The sequence below is a fragment of the Microbacterium sp. NPDC089190 genome, assembly GCF_040701795.1.
In the GTDB taxonomy this organism is placed as follows: domain Bacteria; phylum Actinomycetota; class Actinomycetes; order Actinomycetales; family Microbacteriaceae; genus Microbacterium; species Microbacterium galbum.
On sequence record NZ_JBFBHF010000003.1, the window covers coordinates 58,027 to 84,173 of the forward strand.

A 26,147-nucleotide genomic window follows, 5' to 3' on the forward strand; every position below is an offset into this window, starting at 1 on the left:
CGGCACCCGCCGATGCCCGAAGCCCCCGAGGTCGAGGCGCTCGCGCTGTTCCTGCGCGAGCGCCTGATCGGTCGCGAGGTCGTCGGCACCGAGCTCGTCGAGGGGAGGGCGTGGAAGACCCGCGGCCGTCCCCTCGACCAGCTCGTGGGTCACCGGGTGACCGCCGTGACGCGATTCGGCAAGCACATCGACCTCGACTTGGACGGTGCGCATCTCTCGCTCGGGTTCGGCCGGGCGGGGTGGGCGACGTGGACCGACGCCGACGCCGCACCACAGCTCGCCGAGGCCGCGGCATCCCCTGCCGCCGCCGTCATCGCGCGGGTCGTGTTCGACGACGGCGAGCTGGGCATCACGGATGCGGGGGAGTGGTTGTCCGTCCAGCTGCACCTCGTCGACGAGCCGCGCGAGGTGCCCTCGGTGGCGAAGCTCGGACCGGATGCCATCGACCCGGACTACTCGCTCGAGATGCTTCGGGCGGCGCTGGGCGGGCGACGAAAGCAGGTGAAGGCCCTCCTGCAGGAGCAGGAGACGCTGGCCGGGATCGGCAACGCGTACTCGGATGAGATCCTCTTCGCCGCGCGACTGTCGCCGGTCGCCCACGCCTCGTCGCTGACGGACGACGAGGTGACGCGGCTGTTCGCGGCGTTGCTCGACACGCTCGGCAGGGCCGTGGCGTCGCGTCGCGGAGTGCCGATCGCCGAGCAGAAGGCCGCGAAGGTGGCGGCGATGAAGGTGCACGGTCGCACGGGTGAGCCGTGTCCGGGGTGCGGCGGCGTGATCGAGGACATTCCCGGGACGAAGGGCGGCGGCCAGTGGTGCCCGTCGTGCCAGGGCGGCTGAGGGACGGACCGCGGGGCGGGAGACCCGGGGCGTCGGGGTCGGTTCGCGGAGGGGCCCATCAGGTCGGTGGGTGCCGAGATCGGAGCCGTGCCCGCGGGCGATCGCGGCGACCGGCAGCAGCTCAGTGACTTGCATCGGGTCGGTGACCGGCAGCAGGTCGGTGATCGGCGCAGGGTCGGTGTTCCGCCCAGGTCGATGATCTGCGCGGGGCCGGTGACCGGCGCAGGGTCAGCCGGCTCTCGAGTATCCGGTCTGACGCTGCGCCGAACAGGGACGATGCGTGGGCCCGGCGGCACGCGGAAGGGCCCCGGACCGTGGTCCGGGGCCCTTCCGACGATCGCGCTCAGGCGGTTTGACCGGAGTGCGTGCCCTCAGCGACCTCTTCGACGAGCTTGGCGTTGAAGGCCGGCAGGTCGTCGGGGTTGCGGCTGGAGACGAGGCCCTGGTCGACGTGGACCTCTTCGTCGACCCAGGTGGCGCCGGCGTTGCGGAGGTCGGTCTGCAGCGTGGGGTAGCTGGTGAGCGTGCGCCCCTTCAGCACATCGGCCTCGGTCAGGATCCACCCGCCGTGGCAGATGACGGCGACGGGCTTGTGCTGGTCGAAGAAGTCGCGGGCGAAGGACACGGCATCCTTCACGATGCGGATGTCGTCGGCGTTCTGCACGCCGCCCGGAAGGACGAGCGCGTCGAAGTCGCCGGCGGAGGCGCCCGAGACGGCGAGGTCGACCTTCTGCTCATGCCCCTTCTCGCCGCTGATGCTTCCCTCGTTCGGCGAGACGAGCACCGCTTCGGCACCGGCGGAGGTCACGGCCTCCCACGGGCTCGTCAGCTCGCTGTCTTCGAAACCGTCGGTGGCCAGGAATGCGATGCGCTTGCCGCTGAGATCGGTCATGGATACGCCTCTCTTCGTTGTCGGTGGGGTTCTCCACGTTAGGAACGAGACACGGCGCGAGGGCGGGGGTTGCGGATGCCCCGTGCAGGGGTTAGCCGCGAAGCGGGCCGACCGTGTCGATCGACGGCCGGTGCCGGGGTGTGCCCGCACGTTCACTGGTCCGGTCGCTCCCGGCGGGACGGGGGGACGGGCGCGGCACCGGCCCCTGCCCGCACGCGCAGGCGTAGCATGGAGCGCATGTCCGGTGACTCCACGTCTGACACGACCCCCGCGTCCACGCCGCTTCTCACGCTGCTGAACGCCCCCGTTGTCGAATCCGACGACGACGCTCCTTCCGCCTCGCAGTGCTGCGGTGGCGGCTCGTGCTCTCTTTGAGCGCTTGCTGACGTCTTTCTGACGCGACGCGTCCGCGCCCCGCGCGGCGATGTCGGTCGCCAACTCTGGTTGGGAGCCGGGATCTGCGCGTGGTCTCGCTGTAACGCCGGCGGCGCCGGCCGTCAGTTCAGACCGCGAGACGCGCGCTCACCGTCACGGTGCGCGCCCGCCTCGAATGCCGGTCAGTGCGCGACGACGGCCGCGTCGGCTTCTTCCGCCTCCGCCGGCTTGCGCACGAAGCACGCGAGGACGACCGCGGCCGTGGCGATCACCGCGCCGACGAGGAAGGACGCGTGCACGCCGGACGCGACGGCGCCGGCCTGGTCGGTGCCACCGGCGAGGGCGATGCTCGAGAACACGGTCATGATCGCCACGAAGCCGGCCGTGCCCGCGGCACCGGCGACCTGCTGAGCGGTGCCGACGACGGCACTGCCGTGCGAGTACAGGCGGCGGGGGAGCGAACCGAGCGCGGAGGTCATCAGAGGTGTGAAGACGAGGCCCAGCCCGAGGTTCAGGGCGAGGTAGACCGTGACGATCCACCAGATCGGGGTGCCCTGGCCGAAGGTGAGCGCCATCGTCCACAACACGGCGGCGGCGATCAGCATCCCGGGGATGACGAGGGGAGTCGGGCCGAAGCGGTCGAACAGGCGACCGACGATCGGTGCCATGACCCCCATGAGCACGCCGCCCGGAAGCAGCATGAGACCGACGGTGAGGCTGCTGAGGCCGAGCGCCTGCTGCAGGAAGATCGGCAGCAGGATGAGCGACCCGAAGAGAGCCGCCATCACGATCGCGACCAGGGGGACGGCGAGCCGGAACGAGGGGCTCAGGAAGACGCGCAGGTCGAGCAGAGCGGAGTCCGAGCGCTGCAGGCGGAGCTGGCGCAGGACGAAGACCGCGACGAACACGGCGCCCACCGCGAGCGGGATCCACACCGGCACGGACGCGTGGCCCGAGGCCGATTCGCCGATGGCGCTCAGGCCGTAGACCAGACCGCCGAAGCCGATCGCCGAAAGGACGACCGAGAGGACGTCGAAACGTGCATCGGGGCGGGTCTCGGTGACGTTGCGGACCCAGCGCGCACCGAGAGCGATGGCGACGAGCGCGATGGGCAGGATGAGCCAGAAGATCGCGTGCCAGGTGAGGGCCGAGAGGATGAGGCCCGAGACCGTGGGCCCGACCGCGGGTGCGACGGCGATGACGATGGTGACGACGCCCATCACCCGACCGCGCCTGTTCGCGGGGACCAGGTTGAGCACGGTCGTGAAAAGCAGGGGCATCATGACGCCCGTGCCCATCGCCTGGATGATGCGTCCCGCGAGCAGGACGCCGAACGCCGGCGCGACCGCGGCGACGAGCGTGCCGACGGCGAAGACGCCCATCGCGCTGAAGAACACCCTGCGGATCGGGAAGCGCTCGAGGAGGAAGCCGGTCAGGGGGATGACGACGGCCATCGTCAGCAGGAACGCGGAGGTGAGCCACTGGCCGGTGGCCGCGCTCACGCCGAAATCGGCCATGATCGCCGGGAGCGCGACCGACATCGTGGTCTCGTTCAGGATGACGACGAAGGCGGCGACCACGAGCAGCGCGATCACCGGGCCGGGGCGGTGCGTCGGCATCGACGGGGTCGACGCGGTCGTCGGTCGGGAGACGGGGATGGTGCCGGTGGCGGCCATGACGAGGTCCTTTACACGCGGGGGGCTTCGTGGCGCCACGGAGGGCGACTGCGTCGGTCACAACGGGCAGGCGGCCCGAGGTATTCCGATATCGAGACGATCGGATCGAAGATGATCCGGTAGCGACCCTACCGAGGGGCTCCGACATCGCCGTCCGCGGCTCGATGTCGGTGGGCGGACGTAGGCTGGCCCGCATGAGCATGGGCGGAATGGGCGGGAGCATGTTCCGCGGCGTGGATGCCGACGTGCAGCGCAAGCGCAACGCCCAGGCGCCGCGGGTGGCGAACCTGGGCCGTCGGGTCGTCGAGCTCTTCCGCCCCTACCGCGCCCGCATCGCCTTCACGGCGCTACTGGTCGTCGTCGGCGCGGCGGTCGCGGTCATCCCGCCGCTGCTCGTGCAGCGCATCTTCGACGACGCGCTGTTCCCCGTCGACGGCTCGAACCCCGATCTGCGCCTTCTCGCCGTCCTCGTGAGCCTCATGATCGGGCTTTTCCTCGTCTCCGCGGCTCTCAACGTCGGTCAGACCTGGCTGACGGCCACCGTGGGGAATCGGGTCACCGGCGACCTGCGGACCCGTCTTTTCGACCACCTGCAGAACATGGAGCTCGGGTTCTTCACCCGCACGAAGACGGGCGTCATCCAATCGCGTCTTCAGAACGACGTGGGCGGCGTGTCGGGTGTGCTGACCAACACCGTCACCAGCATCCTCGGCAACGCCGTCACCGTCATCGCGTCGCTCGTGGCCATGATCCTCATCGACTGGCGGCTCACCCTCATCGCGGTCGCGCTCATGCCGTTCCTGCTGTTCGTCCAACGACGGGTGGGCCAGGTGCGGGCCCGCATCGCGGGTGAGACGCAGGAGTCGCTGTCGGAGCTGTCCGCGATCACGCAGGAGACGTTGAGCGTCTCGGGCATCCTGTTGTCGAAGTCGTTCAACCGCCAGCGCACCGAATCCGCGCGCTTCGACGCCGAGAACGACAACCAGGTGGGCCTGCAGGTGCGCCGCGCGATGAGCGGTCAGGGCTTCTTCGCCGTCGTGCAGGTGATCATGTCGAGCGTGCCCGCGGTCATCTACCTCGTCTCGGGATACCTCATCGGCGGCGGCGCGGGGGCGATCACCGCCGGCACCATCGTCGCCTTCACCACGGTGCAGGCGCGGCTGCTCATGCCCCTGATGGGCCTCATGCGTGTCGCGCTCGACGTGCAGACCTCGTCGGCGCTGTTCGCCCGGATCTTCGAGTACCTCGACCTGCGCCCGGCCATCGTCGACGTGCCCGATGCGCTTCCCGTCTCGGCCGCGCCCGGACCGCTCGGGCGCATCGAGTTCCGCGACGTGGAGTTCCGGTACCCGGACGCCCCCGCGCAGGCGCGACCGACCCTCGACGGCGTGTCGTTCACGGTCGAGCCCGGCCAGCACGTCGCCTTCGTCGGGCCGTCCGGCGCGGGGAAGACGACCATCCTGTACCTGACGCCGCGGATGTACGAAGCCAGCGGCGGCGCGGTGCTGTTCTCGGGAGCCGATGTGCGTTCGCTCGAGCGCGCCTCGATCATCGACGAGATCGGCATCGTCTCGCAGGAGACCTACCTCTTCCATGCGACCGTCCGCGAGAACCTGCGCTACGCCCGTCCCGACGCCACCGACGACGAGATCGATGCCGCGTGTCGGGCGGCCAACATCCACCACGTGATCGCCGGTTTCGAGGCCGGGTACGACACGGTCGTCGGTGAACGCGGATACCGCCTCTCGGGCGGCGAGAAGCAGCGCATCGCGATCGCGAGGGTGCTGCTGAAAGACCCGCCCGTGCTGCTGCTCGACGAGGCGACGAGCGCCCTCGACACCGTCTCGGAGCGCATCGTGCAGGAAGCCCTCGAGACCGCCTCGCACGGTCGCACCACGCTGTCGATCGCCCACCGCCTGTCGACGGTGATCGGTGCCGATCAGATCCACGTGGTGGATGCCGGACGCATCGTCGAATCCGGCACGCACGGCGAACTGCTGGCGCGCGGGGGACTGTACGCCAGCCTCGCCGCCGAGCAGCTCGCGGCCTCGTTCGTGCTCGCCGAGGAGCAGCTCGACGAGGCGGGTCTGGCCCGCGCCGCCCTTCCTGCGCGCCGGGCGGACGAGGCGCCGGCCTAGCTCGACGCGGTTCGGACCCGCCGCATTCCGTGCACGACGGCGCGAGGTGTTCGAAGCGCGCCGGATGACAGAATCCGGTGTCGGCGTGTCGGGGACTCCGCCCGCCGTTGTGTCTGCGCACACGTGACGCGGCCCGGCACAGGCCGCCGCCCCCGGCCTCAGCCCGGCAGCGACTCCATGAACGCCTTGAGCGCGATGCGGTACGAGGCGTCCGGATGCGTCTCGGCGATGCGCCGCAGCGGCGGGAGATCCAGCGTGCGGATCAGCCGCCCGCGCTCTTCGACGGCCGCGTCGGCCCCGGCGGCGCGCAGCACGGCGATGCCCTCGCCGAGGGCTTCGAGGTAGTCGCGCAGCACGTCGACCTCGCCCAGGCGCTGGGTGATCGACCCGCCGTCGCGGCGCTGGCGCCACTCGACGATCACCTCGGGGATCACGTCGAACGCCGCCGCCGAGGCGTACATACGCTGGGCGAGCACCTGGTCCTCGTAGTAGCGCCCCTCGGGGAAGCGGAGACCCTGCTCGTGCCAGAAGGCGGTGCGGCTGAGCTTGGACCACGCGACGATGTTCCCTGATGCCGCGGGGTGCTGCGTCAGCGTCGTCCCCGAGCGGGCCGGGTCGGTGGCCGCCGCGACCCACGGCTGCACGTCGCCGGCGGTGTATCCCGGGCCCTCGGCATCCGGGCGCAGGCGCACGTACGCTCCCACGACGAAGTCGCTCCCGGTGCGATCGAGGGCGTCGGCGAGGCGGGCGAGCGCGTCGGGACGGAGGATGTCGTCGGCGTCGAGGAAGGCGGTGTAGGGCGTGTCGACCCGCGCGAGTCCGGTGTTGCGGGCGGCGCCGAGGCCGCGCTGCTCCGTGTGGCGGACGAGACGGAAGCGGGGGTCGTCGGCCTCGGCCTCGGCGAAGATGCGGGCCGTGTCGTCGGTCGAGGCGTCGTCGACGAGCACCGCCGTCCAGTGCGGGTGCGTCTGCGCGCGGAGCGAATCGAGGGCTTCGGTCGCGTACTCGGCGACGTCGAAACCGGGGACGATGACGGTGACCGGGGTGGAGCTCACCCGCGCGATCCTACGGCCGTCACGGCCGCGGCGACCGCATCCGCGACGGGATCGAGGGATGCCGTGAGGCCGTGCGGCAGCGTGAAGCGCACGGCGGTGCGGGCCGTATCGTGCTCCAGGCCGATCGCGAGCAGCACGTGCGACGCCTCGTTGCTGCCGGCCGCGCACGCCGAGCCGCTCGAGGAGACGACGCCGCGGCGTTCCAGCTCGAGCAGGACGGTCTCGCCGTTCGTGCCGGGGAAGACGAAGCTCGCGGTGCCCGGGAGGCGACGGGTCGGGTGGCCGGTGACGCGCGCGTCGGGCACGAGCGCGAGGACGCGGGAGACGAACGCGTCGCGCAGCCCCGCGACGCGGGCGGCCTCCTCCGCGCGCTCCGCCTCGGCGAGGGTGAGGGCGGTGGCGATGGCGACGGCTCCCGCGACATCCGGCGTCCCCGACCGGCGTCCGCGCTCCTGGCCGCCGCCGTGCAGCAGCGGTTCGAACGGAAGTCGCCCGCGCACGGCCAGGATGCCGGTGCCCTTGGGGGCGCCGACCTTGTGGCCCGCCACGGTCACGGCATCCGCCCCGAGGCCGGCCAGGGGCAGCCACCCGGCCGCCTGCACGGCATCCAGGTGAAGGGGCACTCCGCGCTCGTGGGCGACGGCGGCGAGGGCGGCGGCGTCCTGGACCGTGCCGATCTCGTTGTTGGCGTAGCCGACGCTCACGAGCGCGGTGCCCGCGCGCAGGCTCGCGGCGAGCGCGTCGGGGGTGAGCGTTCCCGTGGCGTCGATCGGGGCGTGCGTCACCGCGACCCCGTGCAGGCGGGAGAGGTAATCGGCGGAGGCGAGCACAGACTCGTGCTCGATCGCCGTCGTGACGAGGTGCCTCTTCCCCGATCCCAGGACGAGGCCCTTGATGGCGGCGTTGTTGGACTCCGTGCCGCCGGAGGTGAAGGTCACGTCTCCCGTCCGCATCCCGAGGACGGCGGCCACCCGCGATCGGGCGTCGTCGAGGGCGGATGCCGCTGCCTCCCCGACCTCGTGATGGCTCGACGGGTTGCCGAAGTACCGCGTGAGGTACGGGGCCATCGCCTCGAGCACCTCGGGGCGCACGGGCGTCGTCGCGGCGTTGTCGAGGTAGAGGCTCACGCCGTCTCGATGCGGATGTCGAGTCCGAGGTCGAGCGACGACGCCGAGTGCGTGAGCGCGCCGACGGAGATGACGTCGACGCCGGTCTCGGCGATGGCGCGCACCGTGTCGAGGGTGACCCCTCCCGAGGCCTCGACCTGCGCTGCTCCCGCGACACGGGCGACGCCGGTGCGCAGATCGTCGAGCGAGAAGTTGTCGAGCATGATCGTTCCGACGCCCGCGGCGAGCACGGCGTCGATCTGCTCGAGACGGTCGACCTCGACCTCGACATGCGTGGTGTGCGGCAGCCGCGCGATCGCACTCTCGAGAGCCTGGGTGACCGACAGGCCGTTCGCGGTGAGCACGGCGAGGTGGTTGTCCTTCGCCATCACGGCATCCGAGAGCGAGAAGCGGTGGTTGTGGCCGCCGCCGTCGCGCACCGCCTGTCGTTCGATGGCGCGCAGGCCCGGGGTGGTCTTGCGGGTGTCGACGATGCGGGCGCCGGTGTGGGCGACCTCGGCGACGTAGCGGCTGGTGAGGGTCGCGATGCCCGACATGCGCTGCACGAAGTTCAGTCCGATGCGCTCCGCCGTGAGCACCGCGCGAGCGGGACCGGTCACCACCGCGAGCGTGTCGCCGGGGGAGAAGCGCGCCCCGTCGGCGACGCGCTGCTCGACCGTGGTCGACGGATCGGTGAGGGTGAACGCCGCGGCGAAGACGGCGGCTCCGCTGAAGACGCCGTCGACGCGGGCGACCAGCTCGGCGCGCGCCGTCGCGTCTTCCGGGATGAGGGTCTCGCTCGTGAGGTCGCCCCAGGGGGCGTCCTCGTCGAGGGCGGCGGAGACGACACGGTCGATGGTGGCGCGGGTCAGCATGCGAGGACCTCCGGAGGGGCGGAAAGGGATGCCGGTTCGGCGGCGTCCGAGCGGTGGTGGGCGCCGACGGAGGCGGTACGCGCCCGCGCGGCATCCACGACGTGGGTGGCGACGAGGAGGAGGTTGTCGTCCTCCACCGACGGGAGGAGTCCCGCCGCTCGCCAAGCGGCGAGTGTCGCCGCGGCGCGGTCGAGCCCGGAGGCGTCGCGCACGAGTCCCGCGTCGTCCCACATGAGCCGTTGCAGAGCCGCGCGGGAGAATGCCTCGGCAGCGGTGTCGACCGCCACGGGCACCGGTCGCGCGGGGGCGACCGGGGGGATCGGCCAGTCGCGGTCACGGGCGACGGCATCCCCGGCGCGCGCGCCGAACACGGCCCCTTCGAGCAGCGAATTGGATGCCAACCGGTTCGCCCCGTGCACGCCGGTCCGCGCCGTCTCGCCCACCGCGTACAGTCCGGGCACCGTGGTGCGCCCGTCGAGGTCGGTCACGACGCCGCCCATGAGGTAGTGCGCCGCGGGGGTGACCGGGATGGGCTCGTGCGCCCAGTCGAGGCCGCGCTCGCGCACGGCGGCGTCGATCGTGGGGAAGCGCCGAGCCAAGCGCTCCGCGCCCAGGGCGGTGGCGTCGAGGCGGACGGGGTGACCGTCCTGCGCGGCCATGGCGCGGGCGTTGGCGCGGGCGACGACGTCACGGGGGGCGAGCTCACCGTCGGGGTGCGCGTCGAACGCGAAGCGGCGTCCCGCGTCATCGATGAGAACGGCGCCCTCGCCGCGGACGGCCTCCGACACCAGGAAGGGCGTCCCGACGGCGAGCGCCGTCGGATGGAACTGCACGAACTCGAGGTCGGCCACGGCGGCGCCGGCCCGGATGGCCGCGGCGATGCCGTCGCCGGTGGCACCGAGGGGATTGGTGGTGTGGGCGTACAGCTGACCCGCTCCACCCGTGGCGAGGACGACGGCGTCGGCGGTGAGCCGGTCGCCGTCGGCCAGCTCGATGCCCGTGACACGGCCGCGCTCGACGATCAGGTCGCGGAGCAGAGCGTGCTCCCGCACAGGGATTCCCTCCGCGCGCACCGCCTCGCCCAGGGCGGCCTGGATGGCGGCGCCGGTCGCGTCCCCACCGGCGTGCAGCACGCGGGCGACGGCGTGCGCCGCCTCGAGACCGCGCGAGAAATCGCCGTCCGCGGTGCGGTCGAAGCCGACCCCGCGGTCCACGAGCTCGGCGATGCGCGCCGGTCCCTCGCCGACGAGCACCTCCACGGCATCCGAGTCGTTCAATCCCGCACCCGCGGTTATCGTGTCGGCCGCGTGCGAGGCGACGGTGTCCGCCGGGTCGGTGACGGCGGCGATACCCCCCTGCGCCCAGCGCGTATTGGTGTCGGGCAGGGCGCCCTTGGTCACGACGGTGACGCGGCATCCCGCCTCGTGAGCGTGCAGCGCCGCCGTGAGACCGGCGATGCCGCTGCCCACCACGACGACGGTGGTCACTTCACTGCGCCGTTCGGCTTCGCGGCGAGCATGCGCTCGAGGGCCACGGTCGCGGGCTCGGCCACATCGGCCGGGACGGTGATGCGATTGACGACCTCGCCCGCCACGAGCGACTCGAGCACCCACGCGAGGTAGCCCGGGTGGATCCGGTACATCGTCGAGCAGGGGCACACCACCGGGTCGAGGCAGAAGATCTCGTGCTGCGGATACTGTGCGGCCAGGCGCTGCACGAGGTTGATCTCGGTGCCGATCGCGAAGGTCGTGGGCTCGGTCGCCGCAGCGATCGCCTTGCGGATGATGTCGGTCGACCCCGCCTCGTCGGCGGCGTCCACCACGTCCATCGGGCATTCGGGGTGCACGATCACGCGGACGCCGGGGTGCTCGGCGCGCGCCTTGTCGATCTGGTCGACGGTGAAGCGGCGGTGCACCGAGCAGAAGCCGTGCCACAGGATGACGCGGCTGTCTGCGAGCTGTTCCGCGGTCGAGCCGCCGAGGGCCTTGCGCGGGTTCCACATCGGCATCTGCTCGAGCGGCACGCCCATGGCCTTGGCCGTGTTGCGGCCGAGGTGCTGGTCGGGGAAGAAGAGCACGCGCCGTCCGCGCGCGAACGCCCACTCCAGCACCGTGCGCGCGTTCGACGAGGTGCAGACGATCCCGCCGTGGCGCCCGACGAAGCCCTTGATGGCGGCGCTGGAGTTCATGTACGTCACCGGGATGACGGGGACGAGGCCCTCGGCATCCGGGGTCTCGAGATCGCCGAGGACCTCCTCCAGCTGCTCCCAGCACTCCTCGACCTGGTCGATGTCGGCCATGTCGGCCATCGAGCATCCCGCGGCGAGGTTCGGCAGGATCACGGCCTGATCGGGGCGTGAGAGCAGATCGGCCGTCTCTGCCATGAAGTGCACGCCGCAGAACACGATCGCCTCGGCCTCGGGGCGCTCCTTCGCGGCATTGGCCAGCTGGAACGAGTCGCCCACGTAGTCGGCGTGACGCACGACCTCCTCGCGCTGATAGAAGTGCCCGAGCACGACGACGCGCTCGCCGAGGGTCTGCTTCGCCGCGCGGATGCGGGCGTCGAGCTCGTCGTCGGAGGCGTCGCGGTAGTCCTGCGGCAGCTCGCCCTGCCGCGGAGCGCCGGTGGGGATGACGTCGCCCATCGACGAGCCCGGGCCGTACCCCGGTCGCGTGTCGAAGTCCCAGGGGCCCACGGCGAGGTCCGTGGTGCAGGTGGCGTCGGTCGACGCGCCCGAGACGATCGCCTGGATGGCGTGGTCGACGCTGGGGTCGACGGCCGGACGCGGCTGCAGGGTGAGGGGTGTGACGGACATGGGCGTTTCCGATCAGTGACGGGACGGGAGCGGGCCGCGGTCGGCGAGCTCCACGTCGCGGTTGTAGCGGTAGAGGCGGGCAGGGCGATGGCTTCCGGTGCGGAAGCGCTCGGTCGGGATGAGCGTGTCGCTCGTGTCGACCTGTCGGCGGAAGTTCGCGGGATCGAGGCGTTTGCCGAGGATCGACTCCGTGACCTCGCGAAGGTCGGCGAGCGTGAACTCGTCGGGCAGCAGCCCGTGAGCGATGCGGCTGTAGCCGACCTTGTTGCGAAGGCGCCACAGCGTGTATTCGACGATGTCGTTGTGGTCGAACGCGAGCGTCGGCAGATCGGTCGCGTCGAACCATTCGACGTTCTCGGGAGCGTCGCCCTCCCGCGCGTGGGCCGCGACCTGCGCGTCGACCTCGTCGGAGCGCAGCAGTGCCCAGTACACGATCGACACGACGCGGGTGGGGGAGCGGTCCACGGCGCCGAACGCGTAGAGCTGCTCGAGGTAGCTGGGGGTGAGGCCGGTCGTCTCGGCGAGCGTGCGGGATGCCGCGGCGTCGAGGTCCTCGGTCGCGTCGAGCCATCCGCCGGGCAGTGCCCAGCGCCCATCGAACGGATCGCGCGTGCGGCGCACGAGGGGGAGCGAGAGCACGGGTTCGTCGTCGGCGTCGCGGCGCACGCTGAAGATGACGGTCGACACCGCGACGCGCACGTCGGCGTAGCGGGGCTCGGGGCGAGGGGTTCGTGTCATGGTGACCATATCTCCGGGATCGATCTTAGTGTCATTCCGACCCGAAGGGCGAATCGCGCGATGATTCCGGGCACCTCCTGTCGAAGACCGTGTCGCGGGGTGGCCCCGGGGCCATCTCCGAAGCCCCGGGGCCACCGGCGACTTCAGCGCCCGGTCGCAGGATCGGCGCCTGCCCGGCCCCGCGCGTCGAAAGGGTTCTCTCAGACGCGCCGCCTAGCCTCGGGGAGGACTCAGGAGGTCGGATGCCGATCATCGACATCGTTCTGATCGCCCTTCTGGCGGTCGCTCTCATCGTGGGCCTGTCGCGCGGATTCCTCGCCACGATCGGCTTCTTCGCCGGGCTCGCGGCGGGTGCCGTCGCCGCGTACTGGGTCACGCCCTTCGTCGGACAATGGGTCACAGCCCCGGCCTGGCGTGGCCCCGCGATGATCCTCGCCGGCATCCTGCTGCTGATGATCGGTTCGGGTCTCGGCAGCGCGGTCGGCGGATTCTTCCGCCGCGGCGCCGATCGCATCAAGCTTCGCGTGCCCGAGCGTCTGCTCGGTGGCGTCGTGAACGTCGCCGCCGCCGCTCTGACGATCTCCTTCGTCGCGGGATCCCTCACGCCCGTGGGTCTGCCCGTGGTCTCGGCTGCTCTGGGCTCTTCCACGGTGGTGCGCACGATCGACGACCTCACGCCGCCTCCCGTGCGCGGCGCGCTCGCCGACCTCCGCGGACAGGTGTTCGCCGGCGGCATACCGAGCTTCGGTTCGCTCATCCAGATCGGCCCAGTGCCCAGCGCGCCCGAGATCGCGCTCGACGACCCGGCCCTGACCCAGGCTGCCCAGTCGGTCGCCCGCATCTCCGGCACCGCCTACGCGTGCGGCATCACCTCGAGCGGGTCGGGCTTCGTCGTGGCCGACGACCGCGTCGTCACCAACGCCCACGTCGTCGCCGGAGTCGACGCCCCGCTGGTCGAGCTTCCCGGTCAGCCCGCCCGCGAGGGTCGCGTCACCTACTTCGACCCGACCGACGACATCGCCGTGATCTCGGTGGATCAGTTGGACGCCGCGGCCCTCCCCATCGTGTCGACGCTCGCGGTGGGGGAATCCGCCGTCGTGCAGGGCTACCCCGGCGGCGGCCCGTTCACGTCGGGCAGCGCGCAGATCCTCTCGGAGGGGACGGTGCCCGTCCCCGACATCTACGACGGAGCGTCCTCTCCCCGCGACATCTACGCGATCGCCGGGATCGTCCGCCCCGGCAACTCCGGCGGACCGCTTCTGACCACCTCGGGAGAGGTCGCCGGCATCGTCTTCGCGCGTTCCGACACCGACGACAACGTCGGCTACGCCATGACCCCTGCCGAGCTCCTCCCGGTCATGGCGCAGATCGATGCGCTGTCGACGCCCGTGGCATCCGGAAGCTGCACCCGGGGCTGACCGCGGGATGCCGGTATCTGCGCGAGGCAGCGCGGGCGCCGAAGAGCGTTCGGACAGCGGGACCGACGGCGTTCGCGAGGCCGCGCACGCGCAAGGGAGAAGTTGTCCACAGGGTGATCCGGTGGGGCCCGCGCTCTCCCTACGATCGCTCCCATGCCGCTCATCTCCCTCTCGGTCGACGAGGTGCGACGAGCCGCGACGAAGGTCAAAGAGGTCTCGGCGGGCCTGAGTCCCCTCCCGCTGCTGAGCGTCCCGGGTCAGCCCGATCTCTCGCTCGCGCTGGCCGAATTCGTCGCCTGCCTGAACGATTGTCGATCCGAACGGGAGCGCGAGATCGACGCCACGGCGGCAGGGCTGCGCGACGTCGCGGATCTCTTCGAAGGCACGGAGACCGCAGCCGTCGAGGGGATCCGCGCGCTCGCATCGGCCGCCGGATGGAGCCTCCCGTGACGGCGGAACTCGGTCAGTCCACGGATCCGGTACGGCTCATCCCCGGGAATGCGGCCGCTCTCCATCGAACGGTCGCCCTGTGGACGGCTCGTGCGGTCGACGCGGAAGAGTCCGCCGCCAGGCTGCGGCGGGTGCGCTCGGTGCCGGAATGGGCGGGCGAAGCGGCGGACGCCTACGAGCGACGCGTCTCGGCCGCAGCCTCGCGGTGGGATGCCATGGCCTCAGCCTTTCGCGTCGCTCAGGCGGCGCTGGAGGAGTTCGTTGCGGCGCTGGAGTCCGCCCGTGCCCGCGCCGGAGACGCCGTCGATCTGTGGAACCGCGCTGACGCCCTGGATGACGCTCCGCCCGTGACGACGAGCTTTCCCGCGCCGGATCGGCAGCCGTTGCGCAGCCTGGAACCGCGGAGCGAAGCCCGGTCGATCCTCGACGACGCGCGGTCCGCGCTCGACAGGGCGGCGGAGCACACCGCCGCCGCCCTCCGCCGCGCCATCGCAACCCCCGGGCTCGACGCAGACGAGTGGCTCGCCGTGCTCACCGGATGCGTGTCCGCCTCTCAGGCGCTGGACGCGATCGCCGGCGCCGACGGCCCGAGCCTGGCCGCGGTGCTGCACGCGCGGCCCGCGCTTGCACAGGTCCTCAGCCAGGCGGAGCCGTCCGCGGTCGCGCCGTGGTGGGCCGCGCTCGACGATGGGCAGAAGCACGCGCTCATCCACGCCGCCCCCGCGGTGATCGGCAACCTCGGCGGTGTGGCTTACACCGCCCGTGACGAGGCGAATAGGATATGGCTGCGCACCCAGCTCGAGGAGGCGCGTGCGGCGTTGGCGGAGGCGGAGAAGCCGCTGTCGTTCCCGGAGCTTCCCGGCGGCTACGCCGGGGCGGCGGCGATCGCGGAGCGTCTCGAGCGGGCCCGGGCGCGGATGGCGGGGTTGGAGGGGATCGAGGCTGCACTGGGGGCACCGGAGGGCAAAGCGCCGAGGTTCCTCATGTCCCTCACCGCTGATGCGCCGCCGCTGGCGGCGGTGTCCATCGGCGACCTCGACAGAGCAGGGGATGTCACCTTTGCGGTTCCCGGCATGGGTACGACGACCGAGGGGATGGACGGTTGGGTGCGCGCTGCGCAGAACATCGCAGACGAACAGGCCCGGTTCGACCCCGAACGTACGCACGCCGTCGTCGCCTGGATCGGATACAAGACGCCCCCGATTCCCCTCATCGAGGGGGGTTTCGATGTCATGTTCAACGATTCTGCCGAAGCCGGCGCCGCGAACTTGGCTCGTGATCTCATCGCATTCGATACCGTGAACGACGGAGTGGACGTCAATGTTGTGGCCCACTCGTACGGTACGACCACTTCATCCCTGGCGCTTACTCGAGAGGGAGTGCACGTCGAGTCGTACGTGACATTGGGGTCGGCCGGTCTCCCTTCCACCATCAGCAACGCTTCTGTCCTTCACGCCGACGCTGTCTATTCGGGCCAAGCGCAGGACGTCTGGGCAATCGACCCGGCGGGAGGAGATCAGTGGGCGTGGACGGGGCGGGCCGCGCCTGATCACTCGGTCAATCCGATGAACGACGGATTCGGAACGCACCCTTTCAGCGTCGCAGGTGGCGAGGGCCTGAACCCCGTGACGGATCACGGAGCGGTGACCTCCGACGAAGCGGGCTATCTCGACAGGCGAACCGAGTCCTTGCGTAACGTGGCGCTGGCGACGACAGGCCACGGGGATTTGGTCTCGCTATACACGGCTCCTGACTCAACGCCCCTTCAGAAAGCACTTATCGAAGGACTGTCCGATGGCCCTACGTACTGAACGACTATTCGCGCGGACCCTGCTGATCGCAGTACTCACCGGCTCTGTGATGATGCTGGCCGCATGCACCAATTCCAAGGAGGCGACCATGAGCCCGGCCGTGGCGCGCGACACACTGATCCGCACCATCCAAGACACCGCGGCACAGCTCGAGGTTCAAGGATGGAATCGAGATGGTGCGGCGGAGGTCGGCAACTGCGCCGCCCAGCGCGGCGAGCGTGTCAACTACACATATGGCTACGGGGCCCCGGCGCCCGATAGTGACCATGCCGCCAATGCGCGAACAGTCGCGGACTATTGGCGTTCGTTGGGAATGGAGGTTCGCATCGTCGACGCTCCTGCGTACGTCGTTTACGGCACGGGTGGTCCTGTAGAGGGCCTCTCGTTCTCGACGTCCCCCGGCAATTACTACATAGCCGGCGAATCCCTCTGCGTCCCCGGCGACGCCGACGAACTCCGCAAACAGGACAACGGCTGAACATCTCACGACGCCGACCGAAGCTCCGCTAGGCTGACCCCACAAGTCCACACCGGCCCCATGATCGATGCGGGAGAGCTCCGGCGAACGCAGCCGGGCACCGAAGGAGCAAGCCTCCCCGCCAATCTCTCAGGTACGCGTACCGCGTCGATCGGGCCACTCTGGAAAGTGATCCGGGTGCACCGCGCCGGATCCGCCGACGGTGAAAGCTGTGCGTTCAGGACGCGGCAGTGAAACTCTCAGGCCCATGACAGAGGGGGAGTTCTTCAGGCGCCGACCGGCGTCTGTCCGTCATCGCGAACGGCAGAACTCATGACCGAAACCCCGGCTCCACCGCGCACGTCGCCGCTGCACGATCGGCACGAGGCCCTCGGCGCCTCGTTCACCGACTTCGGCGGCTGGAACATGCCCGTGCGCTACACATCCGACCTCGCCGAGCACCACGCCGTCCGCGCGGCCGCAGGTCTGTTCGACATCTCGCACATGGCCGAGTTCCGCGTCGACGGCGAGACCGCGGCCGCCTTCCTCGACCACGTGCTCGCCGGACGCCTGTCGACCATGAAGATCGGCAAGGCGAAGTACTCGCTGGTCCTCGCGGAGAGCGGGGGCATCGTCGACGACGTCATCGTCTACCGCACGGGGGAGCAGAGCTTCCTCGTCATCTCGAACGCCGGCAACCGGGATGCCGTGGCCGCGGCGTTCGACCTGGCTCAGCGCACGTGGGTCCCCGCGTCGACCGCGGTCCCTGACGGCGCAACCGAGGTCCCTGAGCCCGTCGAAGGGATCGGAACCCCCGCGTCGGACGCTTCGATAGATTCAACGACCGACGCTCGCGGGAGCCTCACCGTCGAAGACGTCACCGACCACTACGCCCTCATCGCCCTCCAAGGCCCCGAGGCCCGTGGCATCCTGAGCTCCACCCCGGGGGTCGAGATCACCGGCACCGCACTCGACGAGCTCGGCTACTACGCCTGGACCGAGGGCACCTTCGACGGGGCCCCGCTGTTCGTCGCCCGCACCGGTTACACCGGCGAGGACGGCTACGAGCTGATGATCCCCACGGCCCAAGCCGCCGCCCTGTGGGATGCCGCGCTCGCCGCGGGCGCCGATCGGGGTCTCGTTCCGTGCGGTCTCGCCGCGCGCGACACGCTGCGACTCGAAGCCGGCATGCCGCTGTACGGCCACGAGCTCTCACGCGACATCGTCCCCGCGCAGGCGGGCCTCGGTCGTGTCGTCGCCGTCGACAAGGAGGCGTTCGTCGGAAAGGACGGCCTGTCGTCCGGACCCGCCGATGCCCCGGTCCTCGTCGGTCTGGTCTCGGAGGGCCGCCGCGCGGGTCGCGCCGGCTACTCGGTGCTGCACGGCGACGACACCGTCGGCGAGATCACCAGCGGCGCCCTCAGCCCCACCCTCGGCCACCCCGTGGCCATGGCGTTCGTCGCACCCGCGGCATCCGCCATCGGAACCGAACTGTCCATCGACGTCCGCGGAACCCGCATCCCCGCGACCGTCACCGCCCTTCCCTTCTATCGGAGAAACGCATGACCGACCTCACCGCCCTCAGCTACACCTCCGAGCACGAGTGGATCGCCCTCGAGGGCGACATCGCCACCGTCGGCATCACCGACTTCGCCGCCGACAAGCTCGGTGACGTCGTCTTCGTCGAGCTGCCCGGCGCGGACTCGGCCGTTTCGGCCGGTGATGTCTGCGGCGAGATCGAGTCGACGAAGTCCGTCGGCGAGCTCTACGCGCCGATCACCGGCACGGTCGTCGAGGTCAACGACGCCGTCGTCGACGACCCCTCGCTGGTCAACGCCGAGCCGTTCGCCGGCGGCTGGCTCATCAAGATCCGCGTCGAGGGCGACCTGCCCGCCGACCTGCTCGACCGCGCCGCATACGAGGACCTCACCGCATGACCTCCGTCCTTCCTCCTCGCACGGATGCGGGGACCCCGGCCGCCTTCACCGACCGCCACATCGGCATCGGTCCCGACGCCCAGGCGCACATGCTCGAGGTCGTCGGGTACGACAGCGTCGAGGTACTCGTCGAGACCGCGGTGCCGGCATCCATCCACGTGCAGCCCCGCGCGACGAGCTCGATCCCGACCGCGGCCACCGAGGCGGAGGCTCTGGCCGAGCTGCGGGAGCTGGCATCCGCCAACCGTTCCGCCCGCCCGATGATCGGTCTCGGCTACTACGACACCTTCACGCCGTCGGTGATCGCGCGGAACGTCCTCGAGAACCCGTCCTGGTACACGGCCTACACGCCGTACCAGCCCGAGATCTCGCAGGGGCGTCTCGAAGCGTTGATCAACTTCCAGACGATGGTCACCGACCTGACCGGGCTCGCCACGGCGAACGCGTCGATGCTGGATGAGTCCACCGCGGTCGTCGAGGGCATGCTGGTCGCCCGTCGCGCGTCGAAGGCAAAGACCGACGTCTTCCTCGTCGACGTCGACTCCCTGCCGCAGACGAAGGCGCTGCTGCATCACCGTGCGGCGGCCGTCGGCATCGAGATCGTCGAGACGTCGTTCGAGGGCGAGATCCCCGCAGCCTTCGGCGCGTTCGTGCAGTACCCCGGCGCGACCGGGCGCATCTGGGACTTCTCCGCCGTGGCCGAGACCGTGCACGCGAACGGCGGCCTGGTCGTGGCCGCCGCCGACCTGCTCGCCCTGACGCTGCTGCGCTCGCCCGGATCCCTCGGCGCCGACGTGGCGGTCGGCACGACCCAGCGCTTCGGCGTGCCCCTCGGCTTCGGCGGACCGCACGCCGGCTACATGGCCGTGCGTGCGGGCCTGGAACGACAGCTTCCGGGCCGCCTCGTCGGCGTGTCGCAGGATGCCGTCGGCGCCCCCGCCTACCGCCTGTCCCTGCAGACGCGCGAGCAGCACATCCGCCGCGAGAAGGCCACGTCGAACATCTGCACCGCCCAGGTGCTGCTCGCGGTGATGGCCGCGATGTACGCGGTGTACCACGGGCCCGACGGGCTCCGCGCGATCGCGACGCGGGTCGCGCGCAAGGCCGATGCCCTGGCATCCGCTCTGCGCTCGTACGACCTCACCCTCGCGAGCGACGCGTTCTTCGACACCGTGCGCGTGCACGTGCCGGGGCGCGCGCAGGACGTCGTCGATCGCGCCCGCGAGCGCGGCTACCAGCTGCTGTGGGTGGACGATGCGACCGTGGGCGTGTCGGTGGACGAGACGACGACGGATGCCGATCTCTCGGCGATCCTCGACGCCTTCGGTTTCGCGAGCGAGGAACTGTCCGAGGGTGAGGCGCTGCGCGGGGTCGAGGAGGCCCTCCACCGCGACGACGAGTACCTCACGCACCCGGTGTTCCACAGTCACCGCAGCGAGACCGCGATGATGCGCTACCTCAAGACGCTCGCCGACCGCGACTACGCGCTCGACCGCGGCATGATCCCGCTGGGCTCGTGCACGATGAAGCTCAACGCGGCGACCGAGATGGCAGCGGTGTCGTGGCCCGAGTTCTCGCGCGTGCATCCGTTCGCGCCCGAAGCCGACGTGCACGGGTACCTCGCGATGATCGACCAGCTCGAGCGCTGGCTCGCCGAGGTCACCGGCTACGACGCGGTGTCGCTGCAGCCCAACGCAGGTTCGCAGGGCGAGCTCGCGGGCCTGCTCGCGATCCGCGGCTACCACCTCGCGAACGGCGACACCGCGCGCACGGTGTGCCTCATCCCGTCGTCGGCGCACGGCACGAACGCCGCCTCGGCGATCCTCGCGGGGATGAAGGTCGTCGTCGTCGCGTGCGACGAGGCCGGCAACGTCGACCTCGGCGATCTGCGCGCGAAGATCGCGCAGCACGCGGCGGAGCTGTCGGCCCTGATGATCACGTACCCCTCCACTCACGGGGTGTACGAGCACGACGTGCTCGAGATCACGCAGGCCGTGCACGACGCCGGCGGACAGGTCTACGTCGACGGCGCGAACCTCAACGCCCTGCTCGGCTTCGCCCGCTTCGGCGACCTCGGCGGCGACGTGTCGCACTTGAACCTCCACAAGACGTTCGCGATCCCGCACGGCGGCGGAGGTCCGGGCGTGGGTCCGGTCGCGGCGAAGGCGCACCTCGCGCCGTTCCTGCCCTCGCACCCGTTCTCGCAGCGCGCCGAGCACGCCGGCGGCACGTTCGACGGGGGCCCGGTGTCTGCCGCTCCGCACGGCTCCGCCGGCATTCTGCCGATCTCGTGGGCCTACGTGCGCATGATGGGCGCCGAGGGTCTGCGCCAGGCCACGGCCGCCGCGGTGCTCTCGGCCAACTACATCGCCACGCGTCTGCGCGAGCACTACCCGGTGCTGTACGCCGGTGAGGGGGGCCTCGTCGCACACGAGTGCATCCTCGACCTGCGTCCCCTCAAGGAGCAGACCGGCGTCACCGTCGACGATGTGGCGAAGCGCCTCATCGACTACGGCTTCCACGCCCCGACGATGTCGTTCCCGGTCGCCGGCACCCTGATGGTGGAGCCGACCGAGAGCGAAGACCTCGCCGAGCTCGACCGCTTCGTGGATGCCATGATCGCGATCAAGCAGGAGGCCCTCGCGGTCGCCGCGGGGGAGTGGCCCGCCGACGACAACCCTCTCGTGAACGCCCCGCACACCGCCGAGACGGTCGTGGTGGGGGAGTGGGAGCACCCGTACTCGCGCGAGACCGCCGTATACCCCGTGCGCTCGCTCATTCGCGGCAAGTACTGGCCCCCGGTGCGCCGCATCGACCAGGCCTACGGCGACCGCAACCTGGTGTGCTCGTGCCCCCCTCCGGAGGCGTTCGCCTGACGATCCGACGCGGCGGCGGTTCCCGGCATCCGGGGCCGTCGCCGCGTCTAGCGTGCCCGGCCCCTCGGCCGCACCGTGCCGCGCCGTTCGCGCGCCCGTCCGGGGCGCGGCCCGGCGTCGACGGGCGCGCGCGGCCCGGGGATCCCACAGGAGGCGTTTAGTAAAGTGCCCCTGTGCTGCACCGTGGGCTGAACGACGTTCCTCGACCGACTCGACGACGACGCGGGGCGGGACGGCTGCTGGCCCTTCTGATGGCCGCCGGTGTCGTCCTGGCCGGGTGCGCGGCCCCCGAGCCCGCCCCGGCTCCGGTCGAAGAAGCGCCCACGAGCCTGACCCTCGGCGTCGTGGGGTCGCTGACCAGCCTCAACGCCGCCAGCGCCACGGGCAACACCCCCGCCAACCGCGCCCTGTCCGCGCTCCTCGACGAGCGGCTCGGCTCGCTCGACGGCGACCTCCAGGTGGTGCCCAACGACGGTCTGGGCCGCATCACCCGCGTGCAGGGCGACCCGCTCAAGGTGAGCTACGAGCTCTTCTCCGACCGCGTGTGGTCGGACGGCACCCCGGTGACCCTCGACGACCTGCTGTTCGGCTGGGCCGTCACTTCGCATTACTTCGACGACGCGACCTACGACGCGACCGGCCAGATCGTCTCGGGCACGCGGTACTTCAACACGGCCATGCCCGCCGACCCGAATGCACGGACCGCCCGCCCGAGCATCGACCGCGCCGACGACACCCTCACCCTCACCTACGAGCAGCCGTTCGCCGACTGGAACCGTCAGTGGCTGCTCGACCGGCCCGTCCACGTCATCGCACAGCGAGCAGGCGTCAGCGTCAAGGATCTGCTCACCGCGATCCTCACCACTCCCGCGGGCGACCCGGAACAGCCGCGTACACCGAACCCGGTGCTGCTCGCCGCGGCTCAGACCTGGAACACCGGGTTCGACATCGCGCCCGGCTCCACCCCCGACCCCGCCAGCGTCGTCTCGGCCGGACCGTGGACGGTGACCGAGATCACCGCCGACACGGTTCAGCTCGCGCGCCGCGATTCGTATCAGGGCGCCCACTTCCCGGGGCTCGAGCAGCTGACCGTCCGCTTCTTCGCCGACCGTGCGGCCCAGCTGTCCGCGGTCGAGGCGGGTCAGGTCGACGTGGCCAACGTCGGCGACATCGACGTGGCGGAGAACAAGACCCTGACCGAGGCCGGATACCAGGTGCAGGTCGGTCCGACCACCCAGACGCTGCACCTGCGGTTCGCCGAGGGGACGGCATCCGACCTCCGTCAGGCCATGACGCTCGCGATCGACCGCGGCTCCCTCGTGCAGGACGTCCTCGGCGCGGTGCGCCCCGACGCGCAGCCCCTGCAGTCGTTCCTGTCGTCGCCCGCGGCGGGCTCGCTCTACGCCGACCTCGTCTCCGGCAACGGCGCCCCCGGCACGGGGAGCGACGTCGACGGCGCGCGCAGTGCCCTGGGCGATCGTGCGGCCGTGCTGCGCGTGGCCTACGACACCACCGACGACGTCTCGGCGCAGGTCTTCCCTCGACTGGTGTCGATGGGAGCCCGTGCCGGGATCGCCGTGCGCCTGGCGACCACTCCCGAAGAGGCGGATGCCACGTTGGCCTGGGTGGGAGAGGACGAGAGCCTCTACCGCTCGGCGCGCGACCGCATCGCCGAGGGGATCGAGGGGGCGCAGACGAACGCGCTGTTCGACGAGCTGACCGTCCACACCGATCCGGTCGACGTGCTGTCCGAGGCCAAGGAGATCGACCGCTCGCTCTTCGCCGCCTACGCCGGGGTGCCCCTGCTCGAGCGCACGGGCGCGGTCGTCACCGCCGAGGGCGTCGGGGGAGTGGCCTACACCTCCGAGCCCGACGGGGTGCCCCCCGCGTTCTGGACCTGGTCCCCGCCGCAGCGCTGAGGTCGGATCCCGGATGCCGTCACGGCACGCTGCGGGACCTGTCGCCGCGAGCCTCAGGCCGTCGGCGACGGCGTCGCGGTGGGCGTCGGGGTCGACGCGGGCGGGGCGAAGATCCCCGGCCACCACGCCGCGGCCAGGGGGTAGCCGACGAAGGCGACGATGTCGATGACCGTGTGGGCGACGACGAGCGGCATGACCCGCCCCCAACGCTTGTAGCACCACCCGAACACGAGGCCCATCACCACGTTGCCCAGCGCCGACGGCCAGCCCTGATAGAGGTGGTAGCTGCCGCGCAGCAGCGCGGTGGAGACGATGATGCCCGTCCACGACCACCCGAGCCGGCGGAGGCGGTCGAAGAGGTATCCGAGGAAGATGACCTCCTCGGTCAATCCGGCCCGCAGCGCCGCCAGCACGAGCAGGGCGATGACCCACCACGACGAGTCCAGCGGCGCGGGGACGACCGTGATGCTCTGCCCGATGGCCCGGCCGATCGCGTAGACCCCGATGCCCGGAGCGCCGATCAGCGCGACCAGGAGCAGCCCCCGGGCGATGTCGGAGCCCGGGCGGCGGAAATCCAGGCCGATGCGGCGCAGAGCATTGTTGGCCGGCTCCCACAGCAGATACAGCGCCAGGGCGACGAGAGCGAGCGAGAAGAAGATGTCGAGAAACTGGTAGATCGCGTCCCACAGGGGCTCGGCGCTGCGCGACGGATTCAGCTGCGTCTGCTGCTGGGAGATCGGCGCACGGGTCGCCGCTCTCACGAACGACACCACCGAATAGATCGCCGACTGGCCCACGCTGATCAGCAGCACCAGCGCGATCTCCCAGATCAGACGCGAGCGCGCGTACCGTTCGGACGCCGCCAGAGTCGGAGGATATGACCAGTCCGCGGGACCCGTGGGGCGCGACGACTTGTCAGATTGCCACATCAAGGGCCTCCCGAGTAAATCCTCTGTAACGTTTATCCAAGAAGTTTGGGGCACCTGGGTAAACGTGCCTAGTGTGTTCTCATCCTGCCCGAACGGATTTCCCCGCATCTTGTGCTGCGTGAAAACTCTGCCCGGGCGATGATCATCCCTTCCCTGGAGGAACTGTGAAGCGCAACAAGATTGCCCTCTCCAGTCTCGCCCTGCTGGGAGCTGTCGGGCTCATGCTCGCCGGCTGCTCGGGCGGAGACAACGGCGGCAGCGGCTCGGCCTCGGGCGGCGACGCCTCGGCCATCATCCGGACCAACGGTTCGGAGCCGCAGAACCCGCTGATCCCGACCAACACCAACGAGGTCGGCGGCGGCAAGATCCTCGACTCGATCTTCGCGGGTCTGGTCTACTACGACGCCGACGGCGCCCCGGTGAACGACATGGCCGAGTCCATCGTCACCAACGACGCGCAGAACCTCACGGTGACCCTGAAGAAGGGCCAGAAGTTCACGGACGGCACCGAGGTCAAGGCCGACAACTTCATCAAGGCCTGGAACTGGGGCGCTCAGCTGTCGAACAACCAGCTGAACAGCTACTTCTTCGAGGACATCGTCGGCTTCAGCTACGACGCCGACTCGGAGCTGACCGGTCTGCAGAAGGTCGACGACTACACCTTCACGATCGCCCTGTCCAAGCCCGCCGCCGACTTCGCGCTGCGCCTGGGCTACTCGGCGTTCTTCCCGCTGCCCGACAGCGCGTTCGACGACATGGCCGCCTTCGGTGAGAACCCGATCGGCAACGGTCCGTACAAGCTCGCCAGCGACGGCGCATGGCAGCACAACGTGCAGATCGACCTCGTCAAGAACGACGACTACCAGGGTGGTCGCACGGTCGCCAACGGCGGCCTGACGGTCGTCTTCTACGCATCCCAGGATGCCGCTTACGCCGACCTCCTCGGCGGCAACGTCGACGTGATCGACGCGATCCCGCCGGCATCGCAGGCGACCTTCGAGTCCGACCTGGGCGACCGCGCGGTCAACCAGCCGGCCGCGGTGTTCCAGTCGTTCACCATCCCGGAGCGCCTCGCGCACTTCGGCGGCGAAGAGGGCAAGCTGCGTCGTCAGGCGCTGTCGATGGCCATCAACCGCGACGAGATCACGAAGACGATCTTCCAGGGCACCCGTACCCCGGCCAGCGACTTCACCTCGCCGGTCATCGACGGTTGGTCGGACTCGCTCACCGGCGCCGACGTGCTGCAGTACGACGAGGCCAAGGCGAAGGAGCTGTGGGCCCAGGCCGACGCCATCTCGCCCTGGACCGGTACCTTCCAGATCGCGTACAACGCCGACGGTGGTCACCAGACCTGGGTCGACGCGGTGACCAACTCGATCAAGAACACCCTCGGCATCGACGCGTCGGGCGCTCCCTACCCGACGTTCAAGGAAGCCCGTTCGGCCATCACCGACCGCAGCATCCAGACCGCCTTCCGCACCGGTTGGCAGGCCGACTACCCCGGTCTGTACAACTTCCTCGGACCGCTCTACGCGACCGACGCCTCGTCGAACGACGGTGACTACTCGAACCCCGAGTTCGACAGCCTGCTCTCGACCGGTATCGCCGAGACCGAGGTCGACGCGCAGAACGCCGACTTCCAGAAGGCGCAGGAGATCCTGCTCCAGGACCTGCCCGCCATCCCGCTCTGGTACTCCAACGTCACCGGCGGATTCGCCGACGGCGTGAACAACGTCAAGTTCGGGTGGAACTCGGTTCCGCTGTACTACGAGATCACGAAGTAACCCTTCCGATCTCTGGCCGCGAGGCGGTGACGGATTCGTCACCGCCTCGCGGTCTG

At 70.6% G+C, this 26,147-nt stretch carries 20 protein-coding genes and 1 riboswitch; of the genes, 11 read left to right on the top strand and 9 right to left on the bottom strand.

Annotated features, from left to right (window positions below):
- Nucleotides 1-12: 12 nt before the first annotated feature.
- Nucleotides 13-840, top strand: a complete 828-nt coding sequence (locus AB0230_RS10225; protein WP_366375559.1) for a DNA-formamidopyrimidine glycosylase family protein — start codon at nucleotides 13-15, stop codon at nucleotides 838-840.
- A gap of 343 nt (nucleotides 841-1,183) precedes the next feature.
- Here the strand turns inward: AB0230_RS10225 and AB0230_RS10230 are convergent, their stop codons facing one another.
- On the bottom strand, nucleotides 1,184-1,732 hold the full coding sequence (locus AB0230_RS10230) for a type 1 glutamine amidotransferase domain-containing protein (protein ID WP_315995330.1): 549 nt from the start codon (nucleotides 1,730-1,732) through the stop codon (nucleotides 1,184-1,186).
- Between the two features lie 557 nt (nucleotides 1,733-2,289).
- Nucleotides 2,290-3,783, bottom strand: a complete 1,494-nt coding sequence (locus tag AB0230_RS10235; RefSeq protein WP_366375561.1) for an MDR family MFS transporter — start codon at nucleotides 3,781-3,783, stop codon at nucleotides 2,290-2,292.
- A gap of 200 nt (nucleotides 3,784-3,983) precedes the next feature.
- On the opposite strand from AB0230_RS10235, the gene AB0230_RS10240 reads away from it, so the two are divergent.
- Nucleotides 3,984-5,921, top strand: coding sequence for an ABC transporter ATP-binding protein (locus tag AB0230_RS10240; RefSeq protein WP_366376227.1), 1,938 nt, complete (start codon nucleotides 3,984-3,986; stop codon nucleotides 5,919-5,921).
- Nucleotides 5,922-6,079: 158 nt separating this feature from the next.
- Here the strand turns inward: AB0230_RS10240 and AB0230_RS10245 are convergent, their stop codons facing one another.
- From AB0230_RS10245 to AB0230_RS10270, 6 genes are read right to left on the bottom strand one after another with little or no spacing between them, the layout of a single operon-like run.
- Nucleotides 6,080-6,976: a glycosyltransferase family 2 protein gene (locus AB0230_RS10245; protein ID WP_366375563.1), complete on the bottom strand. Its 897-nt coding sequence runs from the start codon at nucleotides 6,974-6,976 to the stop codon at nucleotides 6,080-6,082.
- On the bottom strand, nucleotides 6,973-8,103 hold the full coding sequence (locus AB0230_RS10250; protein WP_366375565.1) for a cysteine desulfurase family protein: 1,131 nt from the start codon (nucleotides 8,101-8,103) through the stop codon (nucleotides 6,973-6,975). The genes AB0230_RS10245 and AB0230_RS10250 overlap by 4 nt, the downstream gene beginning before the upstream one ends.
- Complete coding sequence (gene nadC, locus AB0230_RS10255) at nucleotides 8,100-8,957, bottom strand: carboxylating nicotinate-nucleotide diphosphorylase (RefSeq protein WP_366375567.1); 858 nt, start codon at nucleotides 8,955-8,957, stop codon at nucleotides 8,100-8,102. The genes AB0230_RS10250 and nadC overlap by 4 nt, the downstream gene beginning before the upstream one ends.
- Complete coding sequence (nadB, locus tag AB0230_RS10260; protein ID WP_366375569.1) at nucleotides 8,951-10,444, bottom strand: L-aspartate oxidase; 1,494 nt, start codon at nucleotides 10,442-10,444, stop codon at nucleotides 8,951-8,953. The genes nadC and nadB overlap by 7 nt, the downstream gene beginning before the upstream one ends.
- Nucleotides 10,441-11,772 (bottom strand): quinolinate synthase NadA, encoded by a 1,332-nt coding sequence (gene nadA, locus AB0230_RS10265; protein ID WP_366375571.1) that lies wholly within the window; start codon nucleotides 11,770-11,772, stop codon nucleotides 10,441-10,443. The genes nadB and nadA overlap by 4 nt, the downstream gene beginning before the upstream one ends.
- A gap of 12 nt (nucleotides 11,773-11,784) precedes the next feature.
- Nucleotides 11,785-12,519, bottom strand: a complete 735-nt coding sequence (locus AB0230_RS10270; RefSeq protein ID WP_366375573.1) for an NUDIX domain-containing protein — start codon at nucleotides 12,517-12,519, stop codon at nucleotides 11,785-11,787.
- Nucleotides 12,520-12,752: 233 nt separating this feature from the next.
- On the opposite strand from AB0230_RS10270, the gene AB0230_RS10275 reads away from it, so the two are divergent.
- From AB0230_RS10275 to AB0230_RS10310, 8 genes are all read left to right on the top strand, one after another.
- The gene (locus tag AB0230_RS10275; protein WP_363579485.1) at nucleotides 12,753-13,928 is read left to right on the top strand and encodes a MarP family serine protease; all 1,176 of its coding nucleotides are present in this window, start codon (nucleotides 12,753-12,755) and stop codon (nucleotides 13,926-13,928) included.
- Nucleotides 13,929-14,081: 153 nt separating this feature from the next.
- On the top strand, nucleotides 14,082-14,378 hold the full coding sequence (locus tag AB0230_RS10280; protein ID WP_315995340.1) for a hypothetical protein: 297 nt from the start codon (nucleotides 14,082-14,084) through the stop codon (nucleotides 14,376-14,378).
- Nucleotides 14,375-16,189, top strand: a complete 1,815-nt coding sequence (locus AB0230_RS10285) for an alpha/beta hydrolase (RefSeq protein WP_366375576.1) — start codon at nucleotides 14,375-14,377, stop codon at nucleotides 16,187-16,189. Before AB0230_RS10280 ends, AB0230_RS10285 begins: the two co-directional genes overlap by 4 nt.
- A complete protein-coding gene (locus AB0230_RS10290) occupies nucleotides 16,173-16,667 on the top strand; it encodes a hypothetical protein (protein ID WP_366375578.1) in 495 nt (164 codons plus the stop codon). The genes AB0230_RS10285 and AB0230_RS10290 overlap by 17 nt, the downstream gene beginning before the upstream one ends.
- A 60-nt stretch (nucleotides 16,668-16,727) precedes the next feature.
- Nucleotides 16,728-16,822, top strand: a riboswitch (glycine riboswitch).
- Nucleotides 16,823-16,979: 157 nt separating this feature from the next.
- A complete protein-coding gene (locus tag AB0230_RS10295; protein WP_366375580.1) occupies nucleotides 16,980-18,212 on the top strand; it encodes a glycine cleavage system aminomethyltransferase GcvT in 1,233 nt (410 codons plus the stop codon).
- A complete protein-coding gene (gene gcvH / locus AB0230_RS10300; RefSeq protein ID WP_315995344.1) occupies nucleotides 18,209-18,583 on the top strand; it encodes a glycine cleavage system protein GcvH in 375 nt (124 codons plus the stop codon). Before AB0230_RS10295 ends, gcvH begins: the two co-directional genes overlap by 4 nt.
- Nucleotides 18,580-21,459, top strand: a complete 2,880-nt coding sequence (gene gcvP, locus AB0230_RS10305) for an aminomethyl-transferring glycine dehydrogenase (RefSeq protein WP_366375582.1) — start codon at nucleotides 18,580-18,582, stop codon at nucleotides 21,457-21,459. The genes gcvH and gcvP overlap by 4 nt, the downstream gene beginning before the upstream one ends.
- A 173-nt stretch (nucleotides 21,460-21,632) precedes the next feature.
- On the top strand, nucleotides 21,633-23,378 hold the full coding sequence (locus tag AB0230_RS10310; protein WP_366375584.1) for an ABC transporter substrate-binding protein: 1,746 nt from the start codon (nucleotides 21,633-21,635) through the stop codon (nucleotides 23,376-23,378).
- Nucleotides 23,379-23,431: 53 nt separating this feature from the next.
- Here the strand turns inward: AB0230_RS10310 and AB0230_RS10315 are convergent, their stop codons facing one another.
- A complete protein-coding gene (locus tag AB0230_RS10315; RefSeq protein ID WP_366375586.1) occupies nucleotides 23,432-24,307 on the bottom strand; it encodes a type II CAAX endopeptidase family protein in 876 nt (291 codons plus the stop codon).
- A 164-nt stretch (nucleotides 24,308-24,471) separates the two neighbouring features.
- Between AB0230_RS10315 and AB0230_RS10320 the strand changes: the two genes are divergently transcribed.
- Nucleotides 24,472-26,091, top strand: coding sequence for an ABC transporter substrate-binding protein (locus AB0230_RS10320; protein ID WP_315995348.1), 1,620 nt, complete (start codon nucleotides 24,472-24,474; stop codon nucleotides 26,089-26,091).
- The last annotated feature ends 56 nt before the right edge of the window (nucleotides 26,092-26,147 follow it).

What these genes read in the sequence shown, in the direction of transcription:
- AB0230_RS10225 (WP_366375559.1), top strand. Translation starts at nt 13, where the DNA reads ATGCCCGAAGCCCCCGAGGTCGAGGCGCTCGCGCTGTTCCTGCGCGAG.
- AB0230_RS10275 (WP_363579485.1), top strand. Translation starts at nt 12,753, where the DNA reads ATGCCGATCATCGACATCGTTCTGATCGCCCTTCTGGCGGTCGCTCTC.
- AB0230_RS10240 (WP_366376227.1), top strand. Translation starts at nt 3,984, where the DNA reads ATGGGCGGAATGGGCGGGAGCATGTTCCGCGGCGTGGATGCCGACGTG.
- gcvP (WP_366375582.1), top strand. Translation starts at nt 18,580, where the DNA reads ATGACCTCCGTCCTTCCTCCTCGCACGGATGCGGGGACCCCGGCCGCC.
- AB0230_RS10290 (WP_366375578.1), top strand. Translation starts at nt 16,173, where the DNA reads ATGGCCCTACGTACTGAACGACTATTCGCGCGGACCCTGCTGATCGCA.
- AB0230_RS10235 (WP_366375561.1), bottom strand. Translation starts at nt 3,783, where the DNA reads ATGGCCGCCACCGGCACCATCCCCGTCTCCCGACCGACGACCGCGTCG.
- nadC (WP_366375567.1), bottom strand. Translation starts at nt 8,957, where the DNA reads ATGCTGACCCGCGCCACCATCGACCGTGTCGTCTCCGCCGCCCTCGAC.
- gcvH (WP_315995344.1), top strand. Translation starts at nt 18,209, where the DNA reads ATGACCGACCTCACCGCCCTCAGCTACACCTCCGAGCACGAGTGGATC.
- AB0230_RS10270 (WP_366375573.1), bottom strand. Translation starts at nt 12,519, where the DNA reads ATGGTCACCATGACACGAACCCCTCGCCCCGAGCCCCGCTACGCCGAC.
- nadA (WP_366375571.1), bottom strand. Translation starts at nt 11,772, where the DNA reads ATGTCCGTCACACCCCTCACCCTGCAGCCGCGTCCGGCCGTCGACCCC.
- AB0230_RS10295 (WP_366375580.1), top strand. Translation starts at nt 16,980, where the DNA reads ATGACCGAAACCCCGGCTCCACCGCGCACGTCGCCGCTGCACGATCGG.
- AB0230_RS10230 (WP_315995330.1), bottom strand. Translation starts at nt 1,732, where the DNA reads ATGACCGATCTCAGCGGCAAGCGCATCGCATTCCTGGCCACCGACGGT.
- AB0230_RS10315 (WP_366375586.1), bottom strand. Translation starts at nt 24,307, where the DNA reads ATGTGGCAATCTGACAAGTCGTCGCGCCCCACGGGTCCCGCGGACTGG.
- AB0230_RS10280 (WP_315995340.1), top strand. Translation starts at nt 14,082, where the DNA reads ATGCCGCTCATCTCCCTCTCGGTCGACGAGGTGCGACGAGCCGCGACG.